The sequence below is a fragment of the Pseudomonas sp. Marseille-Q7302 genome, assembly GCF_965111925.1.
Genome location: NZ_CBCOPK010000001.1, coordinates 467,066 through 481,018, shown reverse-complemented (window position 1 = coordinate 481,018; position 13,953 = coordinate 467,066). Strand labels below are relative to the sequence as shown.

Here is a 13,953-nt window from a genome sequence, read left to right as displayed (position 1 = left end):
GGCGCGCCAGGATGGTGCAGCCTGCTGTCCAGCGAAACACGATCAAGGAGAGATCATGTCGCTTGCCCTCGTTCACACCCGCGCCCAGGTGGGCGTGGAAGCCCCGGCCGTGGTCGTCGAGGCGCACCTGGCCAATGGCCTGCCTGCCCTCACCCTGGTGGGTTTGCCAGAAACCGCCGTCCGCGAAGCCAAGGACCGGGTCCGCAGTGCCATCCTCAATGCCGGCTTCGAGTTTCCCAGCCGCCGCATCACCCTCAATCTCGCGCCTGCCGATCTGCCCAAGGATGGCGGTCGCTTCGACCTCGCCCTGGCCATCGGTATCCTGGCCGCGAGCGGGCAGTTGCCGGCCCAGGGTCTTGAAAGCTATGAATGCCTGGGCGAACTGGCGCTGTCGGGTGCGGTACGGCCAGTCCGCGGCGTGCTGCCGGCAGCGCTTGCCGCCCGAACCGCCGGACGCACCCTGGTGGTACCGCGGGCCAACGTCGAGGAGGCCTGCCTGGCCAGTGGCCTCGCCGTGCTGGCGGTCGATCACCTGCTGGAGTTCGCCGGTCACCTGAGTGGCCAGGCCCCGCTGACGCCCTACCAGCCCAGTGGACTGCTGCGTACGCCCCTCCCCTATCCCGACCTGGCCGAGGTCCAGGGTCAGCAAGCGGCCAAGCGTGCCCTCGTAGTAGCCGCGGCAGGTGCCCACAACCTGTTGCTCGCCGGGCCACCCGGTACCGGCAAGACCCTGCTCGCCAGCCGCCTGCCGGGGCTGCTGCCGCCGCTGGACGAAGAAGAGGCGCTGCAGGTGGCCGCCATCCATTCCGTGGCCGGACCCGAGCCGCTGGAGCACTGGCCACAGCGGCCCTTTCGCCAGCCGCACCATTCGGCGTCGGGTCCGGCGCTGGTAGGCGGTGGCAGCCGCCCTGGGCCGGGCGAGATCACCCTGGCCCATCGCGGCGTGCTGTTTCTCGACGAGTTGCCGGAATTCGATCGCAAGGTGCTGGAAGTGCTGCGCGAGCCCTTGGAAAGCGGCGAGATCGTCATCGCCCGGGCACGGGAGCGGGTGCGCTTTCCGGCGCGCTTTCAGCTGGTGGCGGCGATGAATCCCTGTCCTTGTGGCTACCTGGGTGATCCCAGTGGGCGCTGTCGTTGCAGCCCGGAGCAGATCCAGCGCTATCGCGGCAAGTTGTCCGGTCCGCTGCTGGACCGCATCGATCTGCACCTGACCGTGGCGCGCGAGCATCTGCGTCTGGGCGCCTCGTCGGCCGCCGAACTCTCGACTGCCGAGGCAGCCGGTCAGGTGGCTGCGGCCCGTGCCCTCCAGATGGCTCGCCAGGGGCGCCCCAACGCCCTGCTCGGCCTCGACCAGTTGCACCAGGTCTGCGCCCTGAGCGACGCGGATCAGCGTTGGCTGGAAAGCGCTGGCGAGCGCCTGAATCTATCCCTGCGCGCCCTGCACCGGGTCATCAAGGTGGCTCGCACCCTGGCCGACCTGGCCGGCGACACCGACATCCAGCGCGCGCACCTGGCCGAAGCGCTGCAGTATCGGGCCGCTCACTAGGCGTTGGCCGGTGGGCCATAATGCCGGGGCGGCTCCTGCAGGCGATCCCGTAACGCCTGATTTTCCTGCGCCAATTCGAAACACATGGCCCGCCACTGATGGGCGAGCTCGCGATAGTCGTCACGCTCCGCGCGCAGCGTGGTCAGCATGCGTTCGACGGCTTGCACCGCTTCGTTGGATACGCCCATGTCACCCTTCCTTTTATACTGTATTTGCATACAGTAGTCAGAGTATTGCGGCCAGGCAAGGGCTACGGCGAGCGGGAATGAAAAAGGGAGGCCTGAGCCTCCCTTTCGCTTGCGCCAGAACAGTCTGACTAGCTGAAGCGACCCACTTCGGCGCTCAGCTCCTCGGCCAGGTGACGCAGTTCGCCCGCGGTACCAGCCAGCACCTCGGCGGCATCGCGCTGGGCAGCGTTGTCCACGGCGATGGCCTGAATGTTGCGACTCAACGCCGTGGCGGTGGTGCTCTGCTCGGCCGTGGCCTGGGCGATACCGGAGAACTGCTCGACCGCATCGGCGACCTGCTGGTCGATGCTGCGTAGCGCCTGGGCGACATCGGCGTTGCGCGCCAGCCCCTGCTCCATGAGGCGGTTGCCCTCATCGATGGCGCCCATGGCACGCTGGGTTTCGCCCTGTACCGCACCGATCATCTGGGAGATCTCGCGGGTGGCCTCGCTGGTACGACCGGCCAGCTGGCGCACCTCGTCGGCGACCACGGCGAAGCCGCGGCCCTGCTCACCGGCCCGGGCGGCTTCGATGGCCGCGTTGAGCGCCAGCAGGTTGGTCTGCTCGGCGATCCCGCTGATGACGCCGATGATGCCGCCAATCTGCTGGGAGCGATTATCCAGCCCCTTGATGAGCTCGGCCGTGCTGGCCAGGGAGTCGGCGATCTGCTCCAGCGCGCCCGAGGCGCCCTGCATGGCCTGGGTGCCGGTGCGGGTCTGCTGGGCGTTCTCCTGCACCAGGCGCTCGGTGCGCTGCATGCCGTCGGCGATGTTCTGGGCGGTGGCGCTGAATTCCTCCACGGCGCTGGCCATGCTGTCGATCTGGCTGGACTGCTCGGCGGAACGACGCAGGGTCTGGTCGGAGAGCTGGCTCAGTTGCTGGGAGCGATCGGTGACCGCGCGCGAGGAACCCCGTACCTGCTCGACGGTGGACGCCAGGGCATCGGCCATCTGGTTGAAGCTGTGGGCGAGCTCGCCGATCTCGTCGTTGCTGCGGGCGTCGACGCGTACGCTGAGCTGACCGCGACCCAGGGCCTGGGCGCGTTCCACCAGCTGAGCTAGCGGGCTGAGCTTGCGCCGCAGCAGCAGCACCGAAGCGGCCACGGCCAGTAGCAGGGCGATCAGGCTGCCGATGGCCAGGCGCAGGCCGACGGCGTGCACCGGAGCGTCCAGCTCGGCCTTGGGCAAGGTGGCGACCACGGTCCAGCCTTCGCCGGCGACCGCCGCGCTGACGCTGACGAAGTCCTCGTTGCCATCCTGCCAGCTGTGTTCATGCCGCTTGGGATCCTTCTTGAGTTCGGCCAGCAACTCGTCGGTCTTCTTGGCGTTGGCCGGGGCAACCAACCAGTTGCCCTGCTCGTCGAGCAGGGCCAGGGAGCCGGTCTCACCGATGCGCAGCTGGGTCAGTTGAGCCAGTTGCTGGGCCTGGGCGTCGGTGTAGTCGAACCCCACATAGAGCACGGCGATGATCTGGCCCTGGGCATCGCGCACCGGGCTGTACTGGGTCATGTAGGAGCGGCCGAACAGCTGAGCGCGACCGACATAGGTCTGGCCCTGGAGCAGGCCGGCGTAGCCGGGATGCTTGCGGTCCAGACGGGTGCCGATGGCGCGGCTGCCGTCCTGCTTCTTCAGCGAAGTGGTGATGCGGATGAAATTGTCACCATCACGGACGAATATGGTGGCCGTACCGCCGGTAAGACGAGTGAAGTCATCGACCTGGGTGAAGTCGTTGTTCAGGGCCGCGCCCTTGTAGAGCAGCACCGGGGTGTCGGTGCCGGCGACGACGGTGCGGTCGCTGCTGCGGGAGAGGCCGCCATCGAAGCGGCGCTCGAACAGGTTGGCGAGACGCTGGGTACTGACCTTGAGGGTGCCCAGGAAGGTCTGCTGCTGATCGGAGAGCAGCCGGGCCTCACTGCCCAGGTGCTTGCGCTGGGTGTCTTCGATGGACAGGCTGAGGGCGTGGAGAGCGAACAAGCAACTGCCGGCGATGACGACAACCAGTACCAGACTGAGGGCCAAGGCAAGTTGTCGGGCGATGCTGCGACGTGGGGAGATGACCATAGAGTGCTCCAAAGCGCCTACATCCCTGTAGGGCAGTACAAAGTTGAGGGCAAGGGCTACATCAGAAACGAACCGCTCTATGACGGTCTTCTTAGCGATGAACGGGTAGTTTATCGGCTGTAGCGTTACGAACTAAAGCGAATGACAGATGTCTGGCGCCTTATTTGTGGCGAATGACCTCTGGAAGGCTCTGGGATGCCACTTCCTGCTGCAGGAAATCACCCAGCTGGCGAAAGCGCGCCTGCCCCCGCCGATTACGTGGCCAGACCAGGTAGTAGGCGTCGCCGCTGGCTACCGCTGCCGGCCAGGGCAGCGCGATGAGACCGGCCGCCACGTCCTCGGCGAGCATCACCAGATCGCCGATGGAGACTCCGTAGCCGCGCGCCGCAGCCGCCATGCCCAACTCCAGGGTGTCGAACACCTGGCCGCCACTCAGGGGCACCGCCTGGGCCAACCCCATGGCCTGCAGCCAGCGGCGCCAGTCGCGGCGGTCGAAAGTGGGATGCAGCAGTTCTTCCCGCTGCAGGCGCGCCACATCCCAGTCACCGCTGCGGGCGGCGGTCGGTGAGCAGACCGGCACCAGCCACTCCTCGAACAGCGGTACCACCTCCCAGTCGGCCGGAAAGCGACCGTCGCCCAGCAGCACCGCACAGTCGAAGGGTTCATGGACGAAATCGACCCGGTCGCTGGCCATCCAGACGCTGGTGAGCTGGATGTCGAGTTGCGGACTGAGCTGGCGAAAGCGCGCCAGCCGGGCCAGCAACCAGCGCAACGACAGAGTGGTGGGCGCCTTGAGCCTCAGGGTGCCTTCGTCCACGGCCAGATTGCCGCACGCGCGCGCCAGGGCTTCGAAGCCTTCGCTCAGGCCGGGCAACAGCAGCTTGCCGGCCTCGGTCAGCACCAGCTGGCGACCGGCACGCTCGAACAGGCGACAGCCAAAGGTTTCTTCCAGGGTTCGCACATGGCGGCTGACCGCGCTCTGGGTGAGCGACAACTCCCCGGCAGCCCGGGTGAAGGAGCCATGCCGCGCCGCAGCCTCGAAGGCGCGCAGGGCATACAGGGGCGGCAGGCGCGAGGCGTGTTCAGGCATGACTCAGACTCATGGATAGCATGGCTATTTTCCGATTGTGGGCGGCGCGGCAGGATCCAACAATGAGTTCTTGTCAAAGCCCGGCCGCTTGGCCATCTGTTCAGCGAGAGCCCCCATGTCTTTGCCGCGTCACGAATTGCTCGCGCTGTTGCGTCTCGCCCTGCCCTTGATCGGTGCCCAGCTGGCCTATGTCGCCATGGTCTTCACCGACACCCTGATGATGGGCCGCCTGGGGCCGGCGGCGCTGGCCGGTGGTGGCCTGGGGGCCGCGGTCTATTCCTTCGTTTCGGTGATCTGCGTGGGGGTGATCACTGCGGTGGCCAATCTGGCGGCCCTGCGCCGGGGGGCGGGGGATACCGAAGGGGTGGCGGCGGTCACCGCGGCGGGGATCTGGATCGCCGGGGTGCTGGCGCTGCTGGCCGGCACCCTGCTGTGGCACATCGAGCCGCTGCTGGCCCTGGCCGGCCAGCCGGAGGAAAGCCGCCAGGCCGCGGGGGTGTTCCTGCGCTGCCTGGCCTTCGCCCTGCCCGGCCACCTGCTGTTCATGACCCTGCGCGGCTTCACCAGCGCCCTGGAGCGCCCCGGACCGGTCCTGACCATCGTGCTGGGCGCGGCGGTGCTCAATGCCCTGCTCAATCTGGCCCTGCTGCACGGCTGGGGCGGCCTGCCGCAACCCGGGTTGCCAGGCGTCGGCGCGGTGACCGCCGTGGTGATGAACGGCGCGGCCCTGGGCCTGGCGCTGTATATCAGTCGTCATCCGGCCTATGCCGCCTATCCCCTGCGTCGCTATCTGCGCCGGCCGGACCGCCGCGCCCTGGCCGACACCCTTGGCCAGGGCCTGGCGATCAGCGGCACCTATGCGGTGGAAGCCTGCCTGTTTCTCGCGGCGGCGCTGTGCATGGGCGCCCTGGGCACCACGGCCCTGGCGGCCAACCAGATCGCCAACCAGCTGGTGTATCTGGTGTTCATGCTGCCGGCGGGACTGTCCTATGCGACCAGCATCCGCATCGGCCAGCACCAAGGTGCCGGACGGCCACGCGAGGCGCTGCTGGTCGGGCGGCTGGCCATCGGCGGCGGGGCTCTGGTAATGCTGGGCATCGCCCTGCTGTTCTGGTGCTTTCCTGGCTGGCTGGTGGGGTTGTTTCTGCCGGACGAGCGTAGTCCGGTCACGGAGCTGGCACGCCAGCTGGTGTTGATCGCCGCGCTGTTCGTCATCTTCGACGGCACCCAGAGCATCGCCCAGGGCGCCTTGCGTGGCATCCGCCAGGCGCGTCTTGGCTTCTACGGCGGCCTGCTCTGCTATTGCCTGATCGGGGCCAGCAGCGCCTGGCTGCTGGGGGTGCATGCAGGCTTCGGTCCGCACGGGGTCTGGTGGGGGCTGGCGCTGGGCCTGGCTTGCGCGGCCGTGCTGCTGACCGGTGCCTTCGAGTGGCTGATGCGGCGGCAGCTGGGCACGGCCGGGAGTATTACCAATGGTCCACCCTCCGCCGCTGCGCTAGACTAAAAGTTTTGGGCCGCCCCGGGGTTGCGACCGGTGTCCTAGGCCCCAGGATAGCCACAGATGCAACGTTTCATCGTCGCCGACGATCACCCCCTGTTTCGCGAAGGCCTGGTCCGCATCCTGCGCCAGTTGCAGCCCGACGCGCAGGTGGAACAGGCCGACAGCCTGCAGCAGGTGCTGGACCTGGCGCGCCAGGGCGAGCCGCCCACCGGCCTGCTGCTGGACCTGCTCTACCCCGGTCAGGACCTGAGCTTTTCACTGCGCGCCCTGCGCCAGGAATTCAAGCGCAGCACCCTGATCGTGGTCTCGATGCTCGAAGACGCCACCGTGATCGAGCACATCCTGGCCGCCGGCGTGGATGGCTTCATCGGCAAGGCCCTGCCCCCGGCCGCCATGGCCGCCGCCATCGCCGACTGCCTGGCCGGGCAACCCGTGGTGCGCTACGCCACGGCGACCCTGGCGCCGACGGCCCTGGCCCCCGACCACCGGGTGCAGGCGCTGACGCCCAGGCAGCTGGAGGTGCTCGGTCTGATCACCCAGGGCCTGAGCAACAAGGAGATCGCGCGGATCCTGGCCATCTCGCCCTTTACCGTGCGTATCCACGTATCCGCGCTGCTGCGTACCCTGGGCGTTGGCACCCGTGCCGCCGCGGCCGCCTTTGGCGCCAAGGCCGGCCTCGGCGCCCAGCCCTCGCTCAGCTAGCGGCGACGCGAAAGGCTAGCAGCAGGGCACGCAATTCCGCCGGACGCACCGGCTTGGCCAGCACTGGAATCTCGGGATCGCCCAACGCCTGCTGGACCTGGGGAATGTCGTGCCCGGTCACCACGACGGCCGGAATGCGCCGTCCCTGCAAGCGATTGAGATAGGCGATGCAGTCGGCACCCGAGGCGCTGCGATCCAGATCGAAATCGGTGATCACCAGATCGCAGGCCACCGCGCCGGTGGGAATGCTGGTGGCCGTCGTGACCTCGCAGCCCCAGCTGCGCAGCAGGGTCGCGGTGGCGAGCAGGACGTTGGCGTCGTCTTCGATGAGCAGCACCCGCCAGCCGGCGAGCAGGTGCTGGGGTCCGCTCGCCGCCCGCACCCGGGGCTCCGGCGGTACGGCGGCCAGCGGCAGGCCCTGCAGACTGACCGCGGTGCCATGGCCGGGCCGTGAGCGGATGCGCAGTTCCAGATCGAGCAACCGGGCGATGCGCTGCACGATGGACAGCCCCAGGCCGACCCCTTCGATGTCGCGATCCCGCGCCTCCCGTACACGATAGAACTCCTCGCACAGATGCGGCAGGTGCTCCGCCGCGATGCCCGGGCCCTGGTCGTACACCACCAGGGCGAGCCGGCCCTGGCGCCGCCGTACCGCCAGCAGCAGCGGTCGTCCCGGCGCGTACTTGAGGGCGTTGGACAGCAGGTTCTGCAGCGAGGTGAGCAGCAGTGCCGGATCGCTGTAGACCTGCAGCCGGCAGGGGCGCCAGCGGATCTCCACCCCGGCCCAGCGCGCGGCCTCGGCGTTCTGCCGGACCAGGTCGTCGAACAGGGTATCCAGGTCGACCACCGTGCGCCGGGGGCTGACCTGCTTCTGATCCAGGGTGTAGATGTCCAGCAACGAGCGAAACAGCTGCTCGACGCCCAGCAGGGAGCGGTCGATGTTGTCCACCAGCCGTCCCTGGTCCGCGCTCAGCTGGCCGTCGCGCAGGCAGGCGGTGAACAGGCCGATGGAGTGGATCGGCTGGCGCAGGTCATGGCTGGCCTGGGCCAGGAAGCGCGCCTTGGCCAGGTTGGCCGCCTGGGTCTCGCGCAGCGAATCCTGGATGCGGGTCAGCAGGAAATAGACGTAGCCGGGTACCAGCAGCGCGGTCACCAGCATCATCAGGGCGACCGTGGGATAGCGCTGCAGGAAGGGCATCTCGGCGATGATGGCGCTCAGGGCGGTCAGCGACAGCCCGGTCGCCAGCAGCAGGTAGCCACGGCCATAGCGCAGGCCGTTGCCTACGGTGACCCAGAGCAGCACGCCGAACAGCGGCATCAAGGCCTCGCCGCTGGTGATGGAGGAAAAGGTGATGGCGCTGAAGTCCAGGCACATGGCCAGGAAGCGTCGCCACGGCTTCACCCCAGGCCGACGGCGCACCTCGAAGAAGAGTCCGATGGCCACCAGGGAAAACAGGCCGTAGCACGCCAGGTTGGCCAGCAGGATGGCATCGCCGAACAGCCCCCAGGCCCAGGCGCCAACGATGTAGGCCGAGGCCGGCAGGATGAAGGCCAGGCGGACCTTGGTCTGCCCCAGCTCGGGATCGCGGGCGCCGACACCCAGGGCTTGCGGTGCTTCGCTCATGACGCCAGATACCCCAGCTGCCAGGCCCGCGGCACCAGACGGAACACCACTGCCAACGCCGCCGCCAGGGCGGCGCTGGCGTACCAGGCCGCCAGGCCCAGCCGTGCTTCCAGGGCAGCCCCCAGCACTCCGCCAAGCAGCATGCCCAGCCAGGGCACCAACTGGATGCCCCAGCCGCGCCGACGTTCACCCAGCAGCCAGTGCCCCAGGCCCCGCCCGAAACGCGACAGGGCGCCGGTGACATAGGTAAGGCCGATGGGCAGGCCATAGACCTGCTCCACTACGGCGTTGACCATGCCCATGGCGAATACCCCGGTCAGCAGTGCCAGACGCCCGGCGGGCAGGCTGGCCGCCAGCACCAGCAGCAGAGCCAGCAACCCGAGCAGCAGGCAGGCCCGTTGCCGCGTCAGGCGCTGCAGCAACACCCCACCGGCATTGCCCAGCACGAAGGTGCCGATGGCCAGCGCCAGGTGCGCCGCGGCGGCCCAGCGGCCGGCGGCCACGTCGGCCGCTAGACGGGTGGTATTACCGCTCATGAAGGAAACGAAATCGCCCGTGGCGAGAAAGCCGATGGCGTCGGTCATGCCGGCCAGCAGCGACAGTCCGGCGACCAGCGCCAGACCGACCGCACCGTGGCGCGGGGTGGCGGGCGGCATGGCCGGCGGAACGGAAGAAGAGGAAGTCATGGCAGCCATCCTGGCCGGACGAGAAGGGACGGCTGCCAGTGTGCGGCGTACAACGGCCCGACGCCATGGGCAACGCCTCGGAAGGCACCTTGGGCTAGACTGATGGACCCGCCTGGCCGGAGGCCTCGTGACCACGCCCCTGTTCGCCCTGGTACTGCTCGCCGCCCTGCTGCACGCCGGCTGGAACGCCCTGCTCAAGATCGGCCTCGACCGTTTTCTCACCGCCAGCCTGATCCAGATCGGCGCCGGCCTCGCCGCGCTGCTGGCGCTGCCCTTCGTCGCCCGGCCCCCAGCGGCCGCCTGGCCCTGGATCGCCCTCTCCGCCCTGCTGCACATCGGCTACAACGCCTTTCTCGCCCGCGCCTATCGCTATGGCGACCTGGGCCAGGTCTATCCCCTCTCGCGCGGCAGCGCGCCGCTGCTGGTCAGCGCGGTAGCCTTTCTCGCCCTGGGCGAAGTGCTCTCGCCACCGGCCCTGCTCGGCCTGGGCCTGCTGGTGACCGGCCTGGCGCTGATGGCGCTGCTCGGTGCCCGCCGCGGCACGCCGCCCAGCCTGGCGCTGCTGGTGTGCGCCTTCACCACCGGCACCTTCATCGCCGCCTACACCCTGGCCGATGCCCTCGGCGCGCGGGCCAGCGGCAACGCCGTGGCCTATGCCCTCTGGCTGTTCGCGGTGAACGGCGTGGTAGCGGCCCTGGTGCTGCGGCTGACCCGCGGCGCGGCGGCCTTTGCCGGTCTCGGCCCGCACTGGCGCGCCGGCCTGGCGGGCGGAGTGATGTCGATGCTGGCCTACAGCCTGGTGATCGTCGCCACCACCCAGGCGCCCATCGGCCTGGTCTCGGCGCTGCGCGAGACCAGCGTGCTCTTCGCCCTGCTGATCGGGGTCTTCTGGCTGCACGAGACGCTACCGCTGGGGCGAATCTGCGCCGGCCTGGCCATCGTCGCCGGCGTGGTGGCGATCAAGCTGGCCTGAGCGGATCGCTCAGGGAACGGCTAAGCTGAGCCTTTTTTCGACCAGGAGGGATCCATGGGCAAATCGCTGCGGCTATCGGAAAAATGGTTCAACCGCGGCCTCTGGCTGTTGGCGCTGGTATTCGCCAGCTTTCTGATCGGTCTGGGTGGCACCCTGGTCGGCGACCTGCCCCAGGTGGAACGCCAGCAGAGTCTGGAAGACTTCATGGATCCGGCCGCCACCGCCGCGGCGCGTGACGTCCAGCGCCAGGCCAATCGGGCCAGGCGCGACGCCCAGGACGCCCTCGACCAGGCCCAGCTGCAGCAAGCGGCCGCGGCGCGCAGCTACCAGGCCAATCGCGAGACCTTCGACAACTGGTTGGCCACCCGCCAGACCACCCAGCGTCCCGAGCAGGATGGCGAACTGATCGCCCGCAGTCGCGCGCTGGACGACCTCAAGGCCGGCGAGCGCGGGGCCGAACAGGAGGTCGAACGCCAGCAGCAGGCCCTGCTCGCCGCCGAACAGCGCTCGGCTGCCGCCGCGCGCAGCCTGACCGACCTGAGCGACGCGGCTCAGGAGGCCTGGCTCGATGCCCAACGGCAGGCCGAGTTGCGGGTCTTCCTCTATCGCCTGGCGCTGACGCTACCCTTGCTGGCCGTCGCCGTCTGGCTGTTCGTGAAGCAGCGCCAGAGCACCTGGTGGCCCTTCGTCTGGGGCTTCATCTTCTTCGCACTGTTCGCCTTCTTCGTCGAGCTGGTGCCCTATCTGCCCAGCTATGGCGGCTATGTCCGCTATCTGGTCGGGATCCTGCTGACGGTGCTGGGTGGACACCATGCCATCCGCGCCCTGCAGGACTATCGCGCCCGCCTGGCCCTCAAGGAAGCCCAACCCGACACGGTACGGCGCGAGGAGCTGCACTACGACACCGCCCTAGCGCGCCTGGCCAAGGGCGTCTGCCCGGGCTGCGAGCGACCGGTGGAGCTCAAGGACGCCAGCCTCGACTTCTGCCCCCATTGTGGCATCGGGCTGCACGACCACTGCCAGGGCTGCCAGGCGCGCAAGAGTGCCTTCGCGCGCTTCTGCCAGCGCTGTGGGGCGGCCGCGCAACGCGTTCAAGGCGCCTAGGCATGGTCCTTGTGGGTCAGCCGCCAGGCTTCCCGACTCAGCGCCCATAACTCTGAGGGTAATTTGCCGCAGACGTAGTCGGATTCGCCTTGTGCGATGAGGCACACCCCCTCGCGCTGCGACAGACGCCGCGACCCCTCGTTCAAGGCTGCCTTGGGTACACGCATGCACGGGCGCCGCAGGTCCTCGAACCAGAAGGTATTCACCGCCGCGCAGGCCTCGCCCATGAGTCCCTGGCGCCAAAAAGCCGGGGAAAGCCAGAAACCCCGATTGTTATCGGGCTCGTCATGCAGGCTGATGACGCCGATCAGCACCTCTGGATCGCTGCGCAGGCGCAGCGACCAGTGCCATTCAATACCCCGCGCCATGGCTGGCAAGGCGATGTCCTGCAAAAAACGCCGAGCGCCGTCTTCCGGATAGGGCCAGGGAATATGAGCGGCCATGTACCGCACGATCTCCCACTGCGGAAAAATCCGCTGGATCGCCTCCGCATCCCCCAACTGCAGGGGACGTAGCAGCAGGCGGGGCGTCTGCAGCACGGGCAACGGCATGGTGGGCTCCAGTCGGGTTCCTGACCGGAGCCTAACCTACCCTCAGGGCTTGTTCGAGCTGGCATTGACGCCCTTCTCGGTGTGCTCGCTGTCATGGTCATGCAGCTGGCCGGTGGGGTCCTGCAGCTGGATGACCTTGCCCTGCTGCCAGGCGTCGGCGCCGGGGGCGACCGCGGGCGTCGGCAGGTCGGCGCGGGCGACCTTGGTTTCGGCGCTGGAGACACCTAGGCGGCGATCACGCTCGGCGAGCAGCTTGGGATCGAGCTGGCCGTCGGCGGTGAAGCCCATCATCAGCTGGGGGACGCCCAGGGGCAGCTTCAGGTCCTGGTCGGTATGCCAGGTGTGCCAGGTCTTGCCATAGGTGTGCACCAGCTTGTCCATCAGCCGGTGCTCGGCCACCTGGGGCACGCCAGGCGCGATCAGCTGGCCGGACTTCACCTCGTGTACGTGACTGTGCCAGAGCGCCTTCTCGGCCTCGGGCAGGGTCTTGAACAGCCGCTCGCTGATGATGTACTCCACGCCCATCAACTTGGCGTCGGCCACGTTGCCGTCGTAGATCACGCACTGGAACATCTCCTCGCCCAGGACGCTGCAATAGTGGTGGGCTTCCATCTGGCCGTGGGGATGGCCATTGTAGAAATGGAAGCCGTCCAGGTAGGTGTTGAGGGCGGCGATGGGTGGCTTGCGCTGCAAGACATCGGCGCCGGCTTCGAGCACCCGGGTATCGGTCTGGGCAGGGGCACCCGGTACCGGTACCGGCGACTGGGTGTCGTTGGCGGCCTGGGCCAGGGGAGCACAGGCGAGCAGCAGCAAGGCGGAAAGTCGACGGGTATTCATGGTGGATTCTCGGCGGGAGCTTGCCGAGTTCGAAGGGTGAGCAGGCGCCAAGGTTCCACCGTTGCGCTAGTCTCGTCATACAGCTGTCATGCAATGGCCATAAATTCGTCATCGTCCGAGCGTGGCGTTTCGGTATAAGCGAAACGGTCGATCGGGCCTTGTGACTCTGGCTTTCCATTTCTGTCGGGACGACTCAATGAACGCACACAGCTCTCCCTCTGGTCATGCCCTGCGCCGCGTGGTCTTCAACAAGAAGGGCGGTGTCGGCAAGTCCAGCATCGCCTGCAACCTGGCAGCCATCAGCGCCCACGAGGGCTATCGCACCCTGCTGGTGGACCTCGATCCCCAGGCCAACTCCAGCCAGTACCTCACCGGCCAGGTGGGCGACGACCTGCCCCACGGCATCGCCGACTTCTTCAAGCAGACCCTGAGCGGCGGCAAGAAGGCCCAGGCCAACATCCATGCCACGGCCTGGCCGAATCTGGATCTGATCGCCGCCTCGGGTGAGCTGACCGAGCTGCAGTTCAAGCTCGAATCCAAGTACAAGATCCAGAAGCTCGCCAAGTACCTCGACAAGCTCGGCGAAGACTATGACCGCATCTACCTGGACACCCCGCCGGCGCTGAACTTCTACAGCATCTCGGCACTGATCGCCGCCGATCGTTGCCTGATCCCCTTCGATTGCGATGTCTTCGCCCAGCAGGCGCTGTACGACCTGATCGAGGAGCTGGACGAGATCCGCGAGGACTACAACGAAAAGCTTGCGGTCGAGGGCATCGTCATCAACCAGTACCACGCCCAGGCCAGTACCCCGCGCCAGCTGATCGAGGAACTCCAGGCGCGCGACCTGCCGGTGCTGGCGGCGCCGCTGATGGCCTCGGTGAAGATGCGCGAATCCCACCAGCAGCATCGCCCCCTGATCCACCTGGACCCCAGCCACAAGCTGACCCGGCAGTACCTGGAGCTGTTCGCCCTGCTGGAAGACTAGGGCCACCTAGCGCAAGAACGTTCAAGACGGCAGCGACGCGGCACGGCATCCTGGGTATCCCCTG

13 protein-coding genes are annotated in these 13,953 nt (G+C 67.9%); 6 read left to right on the top strand and 7 right to left on the bottom strand.

Annotated features, from left to right (window positions below; translation table 11 throughout):
• The first annotated feature begins 55 nt into the window (after positions 1-55).
• Positions 56-1,546, top strand: a complete 1,491-nt coding sequence (locus ACWPW1_RS02295; RefSeq protein ID WP_434775582.1) for a YifB family Mg chelatase-like AAA ATPase — start codon at positions 56-58, stop codon at positions 1,544-1,546.
• Here the strand turns inward: ACWPW1_RS02295 and ACWPW1_RS02290 are convergent.
• The 3 genes from ACWPW1_RS02290 to ACWPW1_RS02280 form a co-directional block, all read right to left on the bottom strand.
• Positions 1,543-1,734 (bottom strand): hypothetical protein, encoded by a 192-nt coding sequence (locus ACWPW1_RS02290; protein ID WP_059313259.1) that lies wholly within the window; start codon positions 1,732-1,734, stop codon positions 1,543-1,545. The genes ACWPW1_RS02295 and ACWPW1_RS02290 overlap by 4 nt on opposite strands.
• 128 nt (positions 1,735-1,862) lie before the next feature.
• Positions 1,863-3,833 carry a Cache 3/Cache 2 fusion domain-containing protein gene (locus ACWPW1_RS02285; protein ID WP_434775581.1) on the bottom strand — a complete coding sequence of 657 codons (1,971 nt, stop codon included), beginning with the start codon at positions 3,831-3,833 and terminating at the stop codon, positions 1,863-1,865.
• A 160-nt stretch (positions 3,834-3,993) separates the two neighbouring features.
• Complete coding sequence (locus ACWPW1_RS02280) at positions 3,994-4,923, bottom strand: LysR substrate-binding domain-containing protein (protein WP_434775580.1); 930 nt, start codon at positions 4,921-4,923, stop codon at positions 3,994-3,996.
• A gap of 115 nt (positions 4,924-5,038) precedes the next feature.
• On the opposite strand from ACWPW1_RS02280, the gene ACWPW1_RS02275 reads away from it, so the two are divergent.
• A complete protein-coding gene (locus ACWPW1_RS02275; RefSeq protein WP_434775579.1) occupies positions 5,039-6,427 on the top strand; it encodes a NorM family multidrug efflux MATE transporter in 1,389 nt (462 codons plus the stop codon).
• Positions 6,428-6,484: 57 nt separating this feature from the next.
• Positions 6,485-7,126, top strand: coding sequence for a LuxR C-terminal-related transcriptional regulator (locus ACWPW1_RS02270; RefSeq protein ID WP_434775578.1), 642 nt, complete (start codon positions 6,485-6,487; stop codon positions 7,124-7,126).
• On the opposite strand, the gene ACWPW1_RS02265 is transcribed toward ACWPW1_RS02270, so the two are convergent.
• A complete protein-coding gene (locus ACWPW1_RS02265) occupies positions 7,119-8,750 on the bottom strand; it encodes an ATP-binding protein (protein ID WP_434775577.1) in 1,632 nt (543 codons plus the stop codon). The genes ACWPW1_RS02270 and ACWPW1_RS02265 overlap by 8 nt on opposite strands.
• Entirely contained in the window at positions 8,747-9,436 is a 690-nt protein-coding gene (locus ACWPW1_RS02260; RefSeq protein ID WP_313649657.1) for a DUF1275 family protein, read from the bottom strand. The genes ACWPW1_RS02265 and ACWPW1_RS02260 overlap by 4 nt, the downstream gene beginning before the upstream one ends.
• A gap of 127 nt (positions 9,437-9,563) precedes the next feature.
• Here ACWPW1_RS02260 and ACWPW1_RS02255 point away from each other — a divergent pair, with 127 nt between their 5' ends.
• Both ACWPW1_RS02255 and ACWPW1_RS02250 read left to right on the top strand, forming a co-directional pair.
• Positions 9,564-10,409 carry an EamA family transporter gene (locus ACWPW1_RS02255; RefSeq protein WP_434775576.1) on the top strand — a complete coding sequence of 282 codons (846 nt, stop codon included), beginning with the start codon at positions 9,564-9,566 and terminating at the stop codon, positions 10,407-10,409.
• Positions 10,410-10,463: 54 nt separating this feature from the next.
• Positions 10,464-11,513, top strand: a complete 1,050-nt coding sequence (locus tag ACWPW1_RS02250; RefSeq protein WP_434775575.1) for a double zinc ribbon domain-containing protein — start codon at positions 10,464-10,466, stop codon at positions 11,511-11,513.
• On the opposite strand, the gene ACWPW1_RS02245 is transcribed toward ACWPW1_RS02250, so the two are convergent.
• Together ACWPW1_RS02245 and ACWPW1_RS02240 are read right to left on the bottom strand one after the other, a co-directional pair.
• Positions 11,510-12,064, bottom strand: coding sequence for a GNAT family N-acetyltransferase (locus ACWPW1_RS02245; protein WP_434775574.1), 555 nt, complete (start codon positions 12,062-12,064; stop codon positions 11,510-11,512). The genes ACWPW1_RS02250 and ACWPW1_RS02245 overlap by 4 nt on opposite strands.
• Before the next feature lie 42 nt (positions 12,065-12,106).
• The gene (locus tag ACWPW1_RS02240; RefSeq protein ID WP_434775573.1) at positions 12,107-12,901 is read right to left on the bottom strand and encodes an OBAP family protein; all 795 of its coding nucleotides are present in this window, start codon (positions 12,899-12,901) and stop codon (positions 12,107-12,109) included.
• A 229-nt stretch (positions 12,902-13,130) separates the two neighbouring features.
• Here ACWPW1_RS02240 and ACWPW1_RS02235 point away from each other — a divergent pair, with 229 nt between their 5' ends.
• Positions 13,131-13,889 (top strand): AAA family ATPase, encoded by a 759-nt coding sequence (locus ACWPW1_RS02235; protein ID WP_434776680.1) that lies wholly within the window; start codon positions 13,131-13,133, stop codon positions 13,887-13,889.
• The last annotated feature ends 64 nt before the right edge of the window (positions 13,890-13,953 follow it).